General features: G+C 54.8%; 17 protein-coding genes and 2 tRNA genes. 18 read left to right on the forward strand and 1 reads right to left on the reverse strand.

What is annotated here, in order from left to right; translation table 11 throughout:
• Window positions 1-50 precede the first annotated feature (50 nt).
• From Q7U71_06040 to thiS, 6 genes are read left to right on the forward strand one after another with little or no spacing between them, the layout of a single operon-like run.
• Entirely contained in the window at window positions 51-461 is a 411-nt protein-coding gene (locus Q7U71_06040; protein ID MDO9391318.1) for a DUF559 domain-containing protein, read from the forward strand.
• A 10-nt stretch (window positions 462-471) separates the two neighbouring features.
• Entirely contained in the window at window positions 472-1,143 is a 672-nt protein-coding gene (locus Q7U71_06045) for a class I SAM-dependent methyltransferase (GenBank protein ID MDO9391319.1), read from the forward strand.
• Window positions 1,144-1,164: 21 nt separating this feature from the next.
• Window positions 1,165-1,782: a hypothetical protein gene (locus Q7U71_06050; GenBank protein MDO9391320.1), complete on the forward strand. Its 618-nt coding sequence runs from the start codon at window positions 1,165-1,167 to the stop codon at window positions 1,780-1,782.
• A 36-nt stretch (window positions 1,783-1,818) separates the two neighbouring features.
• Window positions 1,819-2,859, forward strand: coding sequence for a phosphoribosylformylglycinamidine cyclo-ligase (gene purM / locus Q7U71_06055; GenBank protein MDO9391321.1), 1,041 nt, complete (start codon window positions 1,819-1,821; stop codon window positions 2,857-2,859).
• A 46-nt stretch (window positions 2,860-2,905) separates the two neighbouring features.
• Window positions 2,906-3,727, forward strand: coding sequence for a sulfur carrier protein ThiS adenylyltransferase ThiF (gene thiF / locus Q7U71_06060; GenBank protein ID MDO9391322.1), 822 nt, complete (start codon window positions 2,906-2,908; stop codon window positions 3,725-3,727).
• Between the two features lie 25 nt (window positions 3,728-3,752).
• Window positions 3,753-3,950 (forward strand): sulfur carrier protein ThiS, encoded by a 198-nt coding sequence (thiS, locus tag Q7U71_06065; protein MDO9391323.1) that lies wholly within the window; start codon window positions 3,753-3,755, stop codon window positions 3,948-3,950.
• 53 nt (window positions 3,951-4,003) lie between these two features.
• On the opposite strand, the gene Q7U71_06070 is transcribed toward thiS, so the two are convergent.
• Window positions 4,004-4,246, reverse strand: a complete 243-nt coding sequence (locus Q7U71_06070; GenBank protein ID MDO9391324.1) for a hypothetical protein — start codon at window positions 4,244-4,246, stop codon at window positions 4,004-4,006.
• Between the two features lie 105 nt (window positions 4,247-4,351).
• On the opposite strand from Q7U71_06070, the gene moaA reads away from it, so the two are divergent.
• The 12 genes from moaA to Q7U71_06130 form a co-directional block, all read left to right on the forward strand.
• Complete coding sequence (gene moaA / locus Q7U71_06075; protein MDO9391325.1) at window positions 4,352-5,323, forward strand: GTP 3',8-cyclase MoaA; 972 nt, start codon at window positions 4,352-4,354, stop codon at window positions 5,321-5,323.
• A 5-nt stretch (window positions 5,324-5,328) separates the two neighbouring features.
• Entirely contained in the window at window positions 5,329-5,832 is a 504-nt protein-coding gene (gene moaC / locus Q7U71_06080) for a cyclic pyranopterin monophosphate synthase MoaC (protein ID MDO9391326.1), read from the forward strand.
• 44 nt (window positions 5,833-5,876) lie between these two features.
• Window positions 5,877-6,311 carry an MOSC domain-containing protein gene (locus tag Q7U71_06085; protein MDO9391327.1) on the forward strand — a complete coding sequence of 145 codons (435 nt, stop codon included), beginning with the start codon at window positions 5,877-5,879 and terminating at the stop codon, window positions 6,309-6,311.
• A 1-nt stretch (window position 6,312) separates the two neighbouring features.
• Window positions 6,313-6,813: a MogA/MoaB family molybdenum cofactor biosynthesis protein gene (locus Q7U71_06090; GenBank protein ID MDO9391328.1), complete on the forward strand. Its 501-nt coding sequence runs from the start codon at window positions 6,313-6,315 to the stop codon at window positions 6,811-6,813.
• A gap of 134 nt (window positions 6,814-6,947) precedes the next feature.
• Window positions 6,948-8,192 (forward strand): ATP-dependent Clp protease ATP-binding subunit ClpX, encoded by a 1,245-nt coding sequence (gene clpX / locus Q7U71_06095; protein ID MDO9391329.1) that lies wholly within the window; start codon window positions 6,948-6,950, stop codon window positions 8,190-8,192.
• Window positions 8,193-8,284: 92 nt separating this feature from the next.
• Window positions 8,285-8,584 (forward strand): nucleotidyltransferase domain-containing protein, encoded by a 300-nt coding sequence (locus Q7U71_06100; protein MDO9391330.1) that lies wholly within the window; start codon window positions 8,285-8,287, stop codon window positions 8,582-8,584.
• The gene (locus Q7U71_06105; GenBank protein ID MDO9391331.1) at window positions 8,581-8,970 is read left to right on the forward strand and encodes an HI0074 family nucleotidyltransferase substrate-binding subunit; all 390 of its coding nucleotides are present in this window, start codon (window positions 8,581-8,583) and stop codon (window positions 8,968-8,970) included. The genes Q7U71_06100 and Q7U71_06105 overlap by 4 nt, the downstream gene beginning before the upstream one ends.
• A gap of 75 nt (window positions 8,971-9,045) precedes the next feature.
• The gene (locus Q7U71_06110; GenBank protein ID MDO9391332.1) at window positions 9,046-10,332 is read left to right on the forward strand and encodes an adenylosuccinate synthase; all 1,287 of its coding nucleotides are present in this window, start codon (window positions 9,046-9,048) and stop codon (window positions 10,330-10,332) included.
• A 251-nt stretch (window positions 10,333-10,583) separates the two neighbouring features.
• Window positions 10,584-10,659, forward strand: a tRNA-Lys gene (locus Q7U71_06115).
• A 34-nt stretch (window positions 10,660-10,693) separates the two neighbouring features.
• Window positions 10,694-11,206 carry a cyclic nucleotide-binding domain-containing protein gene (locus Q7U71_06120; GenBank protein ID MDO9391333.1) on the forward strand — a complete coding sequence of 171 codons (513 nt, stop codon included), beginning with the start codon at window positions 10,694-10,696 and terminating at the stop codon, window positions 11,204-11,206.
• A 68-nt stretch (window positions 11,207-11,274) separates the two neighbouring features.
• A tRNA-Glu gene (locus Q7U71_06125) sits at window positions 11,275-11,349 on the forward strand.
• Window positions 11,350-11,767: 418 nt separating this feature from the next.
• Window positions 11,768-12,738: hypothetical protein (locus Q7U71_06130; protein ID MDO9391334.1), on the forward strand; the 971-nt coding region annotated here is incomplete at its 3' end.

Genomic DNA, 12,738 nt, shown 5'->3' on the forward strand with positions numbered 1-12,738 from the left:
CCCTCTCCAAACGCATTTGGAGAGGGAGGTTGTAATGAGTAAAAGCATTTATGTCAAGTGCAAAGAATTTTGGTGTCAGCACCGGCCGCCGGATCAAGAACGAGAAACTTGAAATGGCCAAGCAAATGCGGAGGGAGATGACCTATGCCGAGCGATGCTTCTGGAACGGGGTCAGGGGCCGCAAACTGCATGGCTTGAAATTTCGTCGCCAGCAGATCATTGACGGGTTTATAGCAGATTTCTATTGTAACGAGCTAAGGCTGATAGTTGAGATAGACGGCGGGGTTCACGAGACCCAGAAGGATTATGATAAACTCCGCGACAGGATAATCAGCCGGAATGATATTAAAGTTATCCGGTTTCCCAACGAGTTGGTCGTAGACCAGTTTGATACTGTGGCCAAACGTATTGGTGAACTACGGCCTCCCTCGCCAGGTTTACCTGGAGAGGGGCAGGGGTGAGGTCGAAACCATGAGCTTAAAAACCAACTACATAGGCCATGACTCCTCGTACCAGCGGAAAAAAGCCGCGGGACAAAATGGCTGGGACGACGACGAGACCTGGCAGGCGTGGCGGACGGAAATACTTGCCCTGATCGCTTCCGATGGTTTCCCGAAGTCTGGCAAAGTGCTGGAGCTGGGCTGCGGAGCCGGAGATGTGGCCCTGTTGTTTGCGGAAAAGGGATATCAGGTTTATGGAATAGACATTGTGCCGAGCGCCATAGAGTGGGCCAGGGAGAAGAGCCTAAAAGCGAATATAAGGGCAGAATTTGAAATTGGTGATGTAACAAAGCTGGGAAAGTGGGAAGACGGATATTTTGACATCGTGATTGACGGGCATTGTCTGCATTGCATCATAGGTGACGACCGGGTTGAAATGCTTAAAGAAGCATACCGGGTCTTAAGACCCGGCGGGTTATTTTATGTCAGCAGCATGTGCGGAGATCCGAAGGAACCGGAGGTCTTGAGCATGTACGATCCCGAGTCGCGGTGTACAATACACGGAGGCATAGCGGGAAGGTATTTCGGCTTGCCGGAAGATGTCATCAAAGAGATAGAGAAAGCGGGGTTTAAGGTCAAACGGCACGAAGTGCGGGGAAATAACGAATTGCAGGACGATTTAATTGTGCTGGCAGAAAAATAATTTTCGTTTGTAAAGGTCGACATGAAACCAAAGATATTTCTTTTTGCAGTTTGCATATCAGCAGCTGTTATCGGCTGTGCTTCATTGCCTCGTCTTGAAAAAAGATTGCTAAGTGAGAATGATGGTGTTGTTGTAAAGGCTCGCGCTGATCTCGATACCATTTGGAATACACAAAAACTAATAGAGATATCACGAGACTTGATGCCAAAAGCCAAATATGGCAATAAACGTCAATCGCTTATGGCTTTCCAAGCTTTGTCTTCAATGTATGTCTCTGGTGGTCATCTTTTTATGAGGGGTTATCCCGTAGTTGGTTTAGTAACCCCACTTACCATAGAAATTGGAAAGCAAGGGTTATTATTACAGCAGTTAGATGATTACTGCATCGACAATTATTTAGCTGCAATTGAAAATGGGAACCCTGAGACAAAAATATTTTGCATTGAGATTTTGTCGGAAGCACGCCCAATATATACTAAAACAGTTGACTATTTGATAAACTTGCTATACAGGGACTGGGAAGAACCTGCGTATCACGCATATCGCGCCCTGAAAATAATCAGGACGCTGCAGGCACAGGAAGCTGTCGCAAAGTTTGAAGCTAACAATAAAAATAAGTATATGCTTTTCAGGGATTGACTAATCATTAACACGGGACAAGCAGAAAGATAACCTATGCGCTACAAAGATGCTGGCGTCAACATCGACGCCGGGACCGAATCGGTCCAACGGATAAAAAAAGTGGTCCGCTCCACTTTCACCAAGAACGTGCTGACGGACATCGGCGGCTTCGGCGCCCTTTACGACGGCACACTCAAAGGCTATAAACAGCCGGTGCTGGTCTCCTCCTGCGACGGGGTGGGCACCAAGCTCAAAGTGGCCTTAATGGCCAAACAGCACGGCACGGTGGGCCAGGACCTGGTGAACCACTGCGTCAACGACATTTTGGTCCAGGGGGCGAAACCGCTGTTCTTCATGGACTACGCCGCCTTCGGGCGGCTGGAGCCAAAAATACTGGAAGCCATCGTCACCGGCTTTGCCAAGGCCTGCAAACAGAACGGCTGTTCCCTGATCGGCGGCGAGACCGCCGAGATGCCGGGGATGTACGCCGTGGGCGACTACGACCTGGCCGGGTTCATTGTGGGCGCGGTGGACAAGAAAAAACTTATCACCGGAAAGACCATCAAGCCCGGGGACGTGGTGATCGGTCTCTCCACCAACGGGCTGCAGACCAACGGCTATTCACTGGCCCGGAAGATCCTGTTTGAAAAATGCAAATACAAAGTAAATACACGCCTGACTGAACTCGGTTCTACTGTCGGCGAGGCTTTGCTCAAGGTTCATCCTTCGTACCTGAAACCGGTTACCCCGCTGCTGGACAAGGGCCTGGTCAAGGGCATGGCCCACATCACCGGTGGCGGGTTTCTGGACAACATCCCGCGGGTGCTGCCCAAAGACTGCAATGTGGAGATCAAGCTGGGCTCCTGGCCGGTGCTGCCGGTCTTTGAGCTGATGCAGAAAAAGGGAAAGGTGCCGCAGGACGACATGTACCGCACCTTCAACATGGGGATAGGGTTTGTGCTGGTCGTGGCCCAGCCCGATGCGGCCGCAGCGCTGAAGAGTTTAAGGGGGTTAAAAGTTTTGAACGGGTTTTCGTCCAAGGCTTATGTGATAGGGCAGGTGGTGAAGGGTAAGAAAAAGGTCGAGCTTATTTGACCCCTCTCTACCCTCCCCGATGCGGAGAGGGAATGTTAGGAGAAATATGAAGATATACCTCAACGAAAAGCACATCAAGGCCGAGAAGGGCGCCAAGGTGGCCGAGCTGGTCAAGGAGCACAAGCCCGGGGCCGAGGTCTGCGTGCTAAACGGATTTCCCTGTCTGATGGAGCATACGGTGGAGGAGGGCGACCGGCTGGTGCTGATCAAGAAGGGCGAAGTGCCTTCCAAGAACGAACTGGAGCATCTGCTGTCCGCCCGGCATACTCCGGGCATTGCCGATAAACTGAAGAAGGCTTCCGTGGGCCTGGCCGGCTGCGGGGGGCTGGGCTCGACCGCGGCCATCGCGCTGGCCCGGGCCGGGGTGGGCCGGCTGGTCATCGCCGATTACGATGTGGTGGAACCATCGAACCTGAACCGCCAGCAGTATTTCGTCTCGCATATCGGCCTGCCCAAGGTGGAGGCCCTGAGGGAGATAATCAAGAAGGCCAATCCCTTTACCAAGGTGGAATCCCACCATCTGCGGATAGTTCCCGAGAACGTGGAATCCCTGTTCGGCAAGTGCGACGTGATCATCGAAGCCTTTGACATGGCGGACCAGAAGCAGATGCTGGTGGAGACGGTGCTGGCAAAACTTCCCAAGACGCCCATCGTGATCGGAAGCGGCATGGCCGGGTACGGGGCCAACGATCTGATGAAGACCAGGAAGACCGGAATGCTCTACATCTGCGGGGACGAGCGGAGCGAGGCCGGGCCGGGCTTCGGGCTGATGGCCCCCCGGGTGGGGATGGCCGCCTGCATGCAGGCCAACCAGGCGCTGGAGATACTGCTGGGGCCGGATCCACGCATCAAACAAAGTGAATCGTGAATTGTAATCAGTGAATCGCAGCACTATGATAAAAGTCAATGGTGAAGAACATCCCTGGCGGCAGGGGCTGAATATAACAGAACTGCTGAAGGAAAAGAATTACGTCTATCATGCCATCATCGTGCGGATAAACGAGAAGTTCGTTCCGCCCGAGGAGTACCAGGAGGCCTTGATCAGCGACGGGGACAGCGTGGAGGCGATACATCTTATAACGGGGGGGTGAGACCCAAAGTTTAAATGAAGTAAATGATGTAAAAGTGGTAAATGTTTATCCAATTAGCTCAGGAAACTGGTTGAACATCTGGTGCCAACCCCGTAAGTCGCGTTAAAACGATCAGTGAGCATCGCAGTTGATGGCGGAAAAAGCTTGTCTGCGCCTGTTTGAGGGCTTGGCCAAAGCCCGAGTTCAGACAAGCCCGTCATCAACGAGAAGCGCAGCGCCCGGAGAGTTTTCAGCGACGAGCTTTTTTCTTTTTGGTTCTTTTTCTTAATTGGCGGCACAAAAAAGAAAAAGAACATAACCAGATTAAAGCTACTTTTTAAACCAAATCCACCACTTCATTTTACTTTCCTGAGCAAGTTAGATAGTTATTAAGTTGTAAATGTATAAAAGTTAGTGCAACAATGTTAGCTGACCAATACGGAAGAAAAATAAATTACCTGCGGGTCTCGGTCACCGACCGCTGCAACCTGCGCTGCCGCTACTGCATGCCGCCCGAGGGCGTGCCGCTGAAGGAGCATTCGGAGCTTTTGACCTTTGAGGAGATAGAGACCATCGTCCGGGCCGGGGCGGAGCTGGGCATCGACAAGGTGCGGCTGACCGGCGGAGAGCCCCTGCTGCGCAAGGGTATTTTGGACCTGGTGAAAAAGCTGGCGGCCATTCCGGGCATCAAGGACCTGGCCTTGACCACCAACGGCGTCCTGCTGGGCCCCATGGCCAAAGAGCTGAAAGCCGCCGGCATCATGCGGGTGAACGCCAGCCTGGACACCCTGAAGCCGGAGCGCTTCAAACAGATGACCGGCAGCGACGACTGGCAGAAGGCTTATGACGGGATCCTGGCCGCCCTGGGCGCGGGTTTTCAGCAGGTCAAACTGAACGTGGTGGCCATTGCCGGATACAACCAAGACGAGATCGCTGATTTCGTAACCTTTGTCAAGGACAAGCCCATAGGCCTGCGCTTCATCGAATTCATGCCGGTGGGCAATGCATTTTGGGAAAGTTCCAAAATGCTGGGCACAGAAGAGATAAAGAAGCTTATAGCTGAAAGCGTAAAGCTTGTCCCGGTGAATAACAAAAACAGCATAGCCGACGAGTATCAGATCGAAGGTTCTCCGGCCACAGTGGGTTTCATCTCGCCGCTCTCCGGTAAATTCTGCAAAAAGTGCAACCGTTTGCGGCTGACCTCGGACGGGTTCCTTAAGCCCTGCCTGGGCTCCAAGAGCGAGGTCAACATCCGGGTGCCGGTGTGCAGCGGGCTGGCCGGGACGGAACTGCGTCGGGTGTTCTACGAGGCATTGCGGTTGAAGCCGGCCTGCCACAAGATGGACCAGGGGGGCGTGGACATTGCTCGGCACATGGCGGAAGTGGGAGGATGAACTAAATGCAGAAAACAAAAGGCAGAAGGCAAAATCACCGAAAGCTTTCCCACGTGAATGCCAACGGCCAAGCCAAAATGGTCGACGTCACAGACAAACCAAAGACAGAACGACTGGCTCGGGCCTGCGGGCAGGTCAAAATGAAACCGGCCACTTTGCAGCTGATCGCTGATAACCAGCTGGCCAAGGGCGATGTGCTGGGAGTGGCCAGGATCGCCGGAATCCAGGCGGCCAAGCGGGCCTTTGAGTTCATTCCCTTATGCCATCCCATTGCGCTGACGCATATCGAAGTGGATTGCCGGATTAACAAGAAAAGCTCGTTGGTCGAGGTCACCAGCACGGTGCGCTGCGCCGACCGCACCGGGGCCGAGATGGAGGCCCTGAGCGCGGTGGCCGCGGCCTGCCTGACCATCTACGACATGGCCAAGGCGGTGGAAAAGGGGATGGTGATAACGGAGATCAGGTTGGTGGAAAAGAGCGGGGGGAAGTCGGGGCGCTGGATTCTCTGAACCATAGTCCCCTCTTTTTAGAGGGGAGGATTGTGCAAAGTAATATGGGTAAAATAGTTTCCATAAACATCAGCCGGCGCAAGGGCGAAAAGAAGACCAGCGCTCCTTCCGCAGTCCTGAAAGAGAACCACGGCATCGTGGGCGACGCCCATGCCGGGGACTGGCACCGCCAGGTCAGCCTTTTGGCCACAGAGAGCGTGGACCAGATGCGGGGCAAGGGGGTGGAGTTGCACCCAGGGGATTTTGCCGAGAACCTGACTATAGAGAATATACAATTAAGTAAATTGAAAATCGGGCAAAGGTTGTTGGTTGGGTCCGAGATCATTTTGGAGATCACCCAGATCGGCAAGGAGTGCCACAACGACTGCGCCATAAAAAAGCAGGTGGGCGACTGCGTGATGCCGAGGGAGGGCGTGTTTGCGAAGGTCATAAAAGGCGGGGAGATCAAAACCGGGGACCAAATAGATTTGGCAATGTAAAATGCAAAATTTAAAATTTAAAATAGCCATCCTTACCGTCTCTGACAAGGGCTCCAAAGGCCAGCGCACCGACACCTCCGGCCCGGCCCTCAAAGCAATGATGGAGCCGCTGGGCGCGGAAGTGGCCGCCTACGAGATCGTGCCGGACGAGCGCTCGCTCATCGCCGATAAGCTCAAGTACTTTGCGGACACCCTTGGCTGCGACCTGGTGCTGACCACCGGCGGCACCGGCTTTTCGCCCCGGGACGTGACCCCCGAGGCCACCCTGGAGGTCATTGACCGCCTGGTTCCCGGCATCCCCGAGGCCATCCGGGCCAAAAGCATGCAGATAACCCCCAAGGCCATGCTGTCCCGGGCGGTGGCCGGGATCCGTAAAAAAACCTTGATCATCAACCTGCCGGGCAGCGAGAAGGGGGCGCGGGAGTCGCTGGAGGCGGTGCTTCCGGCGCTGGTCCACGGCATAGAGATCCTGCGGGGGGACGGCGGGGAATGCGGGAGGTGACCAAAATAAAAAACCAAAAATAAGATCTAAAATATTTTTGGTATTTGATTTTTTATCTTTTGTATTTTCCTCTTGCATTGGCTTTTATCTTGTGTTAAAGTAAAATATCATTCTCACTATATTTAAGGTGCCGCATGCCCAAAGACAATTTCTACCCCAAGCACAACAAATGCTCGTTCTGCGGGCGCCCCTCCAGCGAGGTCTCCCAGCTGATAGACAGCGGCGAGGCGGCCATCTGCAGCGAATGCGTGACCAAGTGCTCCGAGGTCATCACCCAGGACAAGAAATACAGCGGATTTCCTGCCAAGGAGGACCTGCCCAAGCCGCTGGAGATCAAGGCGGCGCTGGACGAATACGTGATCGGCCAGGACCGGGCCAAGAAGGCCCTGGCGGTGGCGGTCTACAACCACTACAAGCGGATCCTTTCCTACGGCGGAGATTCCGAGGTGGAGCTGGACAAGAGCAACATCCTGGTGATCGGCCCCACCGGCACCGGAAAGACCCTGCTGGCCCAGACCCTGGCCCGGATGCTGAAGGTGCCCTTCGCCATCGCCGACGCCACCACCCTGACCGAGGCCGGCTACGTGGGCGAGGACGTGGAGAACATCCTGGTCCGGCTGCTGCAGTCGGCCAACTACGACCTGAAGCGGACCGAGATCGGCATCATATACATCGACGAGATGGACAAGGTGGCCCGCAAGTCCGAGGGGCCGTCCATAACCCGGGACGTCTCCGGCGAGGGGGTGCAGCAGGCCCTGCTGAAGATCCTGGAGGGCACCATGGCCCACGTGCCGCCCCAGGGCGGACGCAAGCACCCGGAACAGCCGCTGCTGCCGGTCAACACCAAGAACATCCTGTTCATCTGCGGCGGCACCTTCGACGGCCTGGATAAGATCATCAACGCCCGGATCGGCACCAAGACCCTGGGATTCGGGGCCGACATCCGGGAGAAGAGCCAGCTTCAGCCCAACGAGCTTTTGGCCAAGGTCCAGCCCGACGACCTGCTGAAATACGGCCTGATCCCCGAGCTGATCGGGCGGCTGCCGGTGATCTGCTCCCTGGACCCGCTGGACAAATCCGCCATGATGGAGATCCTGACCCGGCCCAAGAACGCTTTGGTGAAGCAGTACCAGACCTACTTCGGGATGGAGGGGGTGGAGCTGGAATTTCAGCCCCAGGCGCTGGAGGCCATCTCCGAGGACGCCCTGAAGCGGGGCACCGGGGCCCGGGGTTTGCGGGCGGTGCTGGAGGAGGCCATGCTGGACATCATGTACCACCTGCCGTCCAGCAAGGACATCACCAAGTGCACCATCGGGCGCGAGGTCATAGTCAACCACCAGGAGCCGGAGTATGTCCGCAAGGAGCAGGACGCGGCCTGACCTGGGAACAGGGAACTGGTCTTAGGGGTTTGTGCGGTCACCGGTAAACGGCAAACGTTAAACTGGAAACAGATATAATAACTGGATATTGCATGGCGCGGGAAGAAGAAATAAAAGCAATGATCAAACAGGCCCTGGCCGGATTTTCCGGAAGCCTGCAGGACCATCAGGTCATTCTGTTCGGCTCCCGGGTAAGCGGAGAGGCCCGCCCCGCTTCCGATTTTGACATCGGGATAAAAGGCGAAAAGCCCCTGGCCTCAGAAATATTCAGCGACATTGAGGACGCCCTGGAAAGCCTGCCGACCCTTTATAAAATTGAACTGGTCGACCTCAGCCGGGTGACGCCGGCTTTTATGGAAATGGCCACCAGCAAAACGGAGGTATTGCTGTGAATAAATTCAAATTGGTTTTCGAAGATTACAAAAAAGCGGTGTCCCAGCTGCAGAAGGCCCTGTCCCGAAAAGCGGAGGATGAATTGCTGCAGGCCGGATGCCTGAAATATTATGAGTTTTGCTTCGAGCTGGCCTGGAAGTCAATCAAGGAAGCCGCCGCCGGGGAAGGGTTGCCGGATTGTCTTTCGCCCAAAGCCTGTTTGAAGCAGGCTTTTGCCCTGGGATGGATCACGGACGAAAAGGCCTGGCTTTCCATGCTGGAGGCGAGGAACCTGATGTCCCACACATACCAGGCCGGACAAGCATTACAAGTCTACCAAAAACTGCCATTGTATCTGGAGGAATTCATGATCCTGCAAAAAGCATTGGACAAACTAAGCGAATGACGGGGATCCGATCCTTGGGAATTGTGCGGGCATAGATAAACAGCAAACGTTAAACCTGAAATAACAGAGCGAGAAGTGAAACAGAACATCTGCATCGTGGGGGCCCAGTGGGGCGATGAGGGCAAGGGCAAAATTGTCGACCTGCTGGCCGAGAGGGTCAACATAGTGGCCCGCTACCAGGGCGGGGCCAACGCCGGGCACACCGTCAAGGTCAACAAAAAGGAATTCGTGCTGCACCTGATCCCCTCCGGCATCGTCCATCCCGGCAAGCTGTGCCTGATCGGCAGCGGGGTGGTGATAGACCCCAAGAGCCTGCTGGAGGAAATGGAGTACCTGAAAAAACTGGGGATCAGCGTCAAGGGGCGGCTGCTGATCAGCGGCGGGGCCCACCTGACCATGCCCTACCACAAGCTGCTGGACAGCGCCCGGGAATCCAAGGCCGAGGGGGCCATCGGCACCACCCACCGGGGCATAGGGCCCACCTACGCCGACAAGGCCTACCGCAGCGGCCTGAAGATGATAGATCTGCTTAACCCGGAACTTTTCGCCCAGACCTTAAAGCACAACCTGGACGAGAAGAACTTCATCCTGAAAGAATTTTACGGCCATAAAAAGGCCGACTATGCCGGGACCCTGGCCCAGTACCGGTCTTACGCCAAGCTATTAAGGCCCTATATCACCGATGTCTCCGGCCTGTTGAACCGGGAGATGGCCCGGGGCCAAAAGGTGCTGTTCGAGGGGGCCCAGGGGACCTTCCTGGACGTGGACTTCGGCACCTATCCCTTCGTCACCTCGTCCTCCACCATCGCCGGCGGGGCCTGCACCGGCCTGGGGATAGGGCCCAACGCGGTGGGCCGGGTGATCTTAGTGGCCAAGGCCTATACAACCAGGGTGGGCAACGGACCGTTCCCCACCGAGTTCGATGCCAAAATGTCCGACTTTTTGCGGGCCAAGGCCGGCGACGAGGTGGGCCGGACCACCGGCCGCCCCCGGCGCTGCGGCTGGCTGGACGCGGTAATGCTTAAGCGGGCGGTGCAGCTTAACGGGGCCGGCGAGCTGGCCCTGACCAAGCTGGACATCCTGGACGGCTTCAAGGAGGTCAAGATCGCCGTGGGCTACAGCCATAAAGGCAAAAAGATAGAAGGCTACCCCCAAAGCACCCAAGAACTGGCCGGGTGCCGGCCCCAGTATCTGACCCTGCCCGGCTGGGACAAGCCCACCGCCGGACTTCGCAGTTACAGCCAGCTGCCGGCCAATGCCAAAAGGTACATCAGCACCATCGAAAAACTGGCCGGGGCCAGGGCCAGCATCATCTCGGTGGGCTCGGAGCGCCAGGCCACCATCCTCCGGGGCAAGTTCTAAATGTCATTCTGATCTTCCGGGTAACTTTATCCGCTCGCGCCAAAGGCGGATCCGTCTATATGTATTGCCCTGCGGTGGCGGAAGATTTCACAGATTTTCGCAGATATATACAGGCCCATTAAAATCATACTGAAAAAATCTGCAGAATCTGCGTTAATCTGCGGATGGTAAATCAAACCGGCCGCTTTTTTGCTTGACCGGAACGATGTTTTTATAGTAAAATTAACAGTTTGCGATAAGTCGCACAAAATGAGCCAGTAGCTCAGTCGGTAGAGCACCGCCCTTTTAAGGCGGGAGTCATGAGTTCGAATCTCATCTGGCTCACCAGGAAACATCACCATATAATGGGAGGTCATCTATTATGGCTCCGACCGATGTTTTGAAGAAGGTATTTCTTTTCAAGTACCTGTCGTCCACCGAGCTGGAGGCCCTGCACGACCGGCTGGTAAAAAGGGCGGTGCCCAAGGGAGAAAAGATCTTCAACGAAGGCAGCCAGGGCAACGAGATGTACCTGATCACCAAGGGCGAGGTGGAGATCTCCATCTCCCGCAACGAGTCCAAGCTGGTCCTGGCCGAGCTCCAGGAAAGCTCGTTCTTCGGCGAGATGGCCCTGATCACCGACAAGCCCCGCACCGCCACCGCCACCGCCATGGTGGATTCCGAGATCTACGTCCTGACCAAGGAGGAGTTCCAGCGGCTGTTGGTGAAGGAACCCCAGCTTTCAGCCCGGATCCTTTTGGCCATCACCGAGATCCTGTGCGACCGGATCCAGTCCACCAACGAGAACCTGGAGACCTACTTCCTGATCAACCGGGCCATCGTGGACAACGAACAGTTCCGGCGGCTGTATATCCAGAGCCATTTGAAGATCTGAGATGTGCCTGACGCTGGCCATGCCATCGTCACAAACCCCAAAGATCTATTCCCTGTAATCTTAAGTGTGTTCCCATCGACTAGCGGTCAGGTCACCACCCTTTCACGGTGGCAGCACGGGTTCGAATCCCGTTGGGAACGCCATTTTATTAGTCGGGCAGGCAGCCATACACTTCGCCAAGCTCAGGGCAACGCTCATGGCAGGCCCATTTTCTCCGCCGCAAGCGGAGGATTGGCTTTTAAGGGGCTGCCTTCGCAGTGTGTCGTTGATTCGTGCCAAAGGGAATATATAAAAATGATATTTTCTTTAAAAAACCCTTGACAAAGCGGGGCATAAGTTGGTAATATTATTGGGAATTTAATAAAACCTTTACATTCCTTTAACATAGCCATATTTTAAATACAAAAATCAAATGCGAACGCAGGAGGTGATAACCCTAAAATATTCGCAATGGGATTTTATTATTTGAAGTCAAAACCAAAACAAAAAGGCGGTAAAAATAACGCCTTGAAGTAACCTTAAGAATAACACACAAATTAACTAAACAGGAGGAAAACCCAAATGAAGCGAATCTTCGCAATGTTCGCAGTGTTAGCCCTGATGGCCGGAATGGCCGTGGCCCAGCCCTCGATGAACGGTTCCAAGGGCCTGATCTGGACAGTTGCTCCCGGCAACGCCGGTCCGATGAACTACGGAATTGGTGTAAACGGGGCAATCATTATGCATGACTCAACCGATGTATTTCCCTACAAGCTAACCTATATTGGCGTTATGCCCGCTGGCTATTTCTCCATCAATGACATGTTTGAATTATCATTTGCCACCACTTATCAGATGCATAAGGTGGACACCACCAGCACCAACGGCTTATTGGACACCCGGGTTGGCTTTAAGTATTCCATGAAAGCCAGCGACATGATCGGCTTGGGCCTCTATCTGGGTTACGACATTCCGACCATCGGAGCTGTCGGCGACACCACTTTAAAGCCGGTTGCCCCCTATAAACATACCGGAGCCGTGCACGGTTTGTTACTGGCCGGATTCAACTTCGGCGCTTCCGACCTGAACCTGAACGTTGGTTTGGATTATGATCTGGACAAATATAATGATACCACCAGCGTATATCCGAACATGACCATTCCGATGGGAATCGCCTTCAGCTACAAGGCCGGCGAAATGTTCAAACCCTTCGTGGAGTTCACCACCAGCCTGGAGATGGACACCAACAAATACGGCACCGGTGCCAAGGCCCGCAGCTTCATGAACTACAACGCTTTTGTGACTCCTGGCGTCCAGGTTTGCTTCCCCTTCGGGATGAGCCTGACCGCTGGATTCTCCTATAACCTGATCGACACCGCCGACGGAATCGCCAGCAAGGGCGGCGCCGGCAACCCCGATTGGATCGGCCACTTCGGACTGGCCTATGCCCCGGTGAAGACCTCCGGACCCAAGGTAGCCCCCACCGCCAGCATCTCGGGTAAGGTCACCGATGCCAAGGGCAAGGGCCTGGCCGCCACCATCACCGCCGGCGG

This window comes from bacterium, from assembly GCA_030655055.1.
In the GTDB taxonomy this organism is placed as follows: domain Bacteria; phylum Edwardsbacteria; class AC1; order AC1; family EtOH8; genus UBA5202.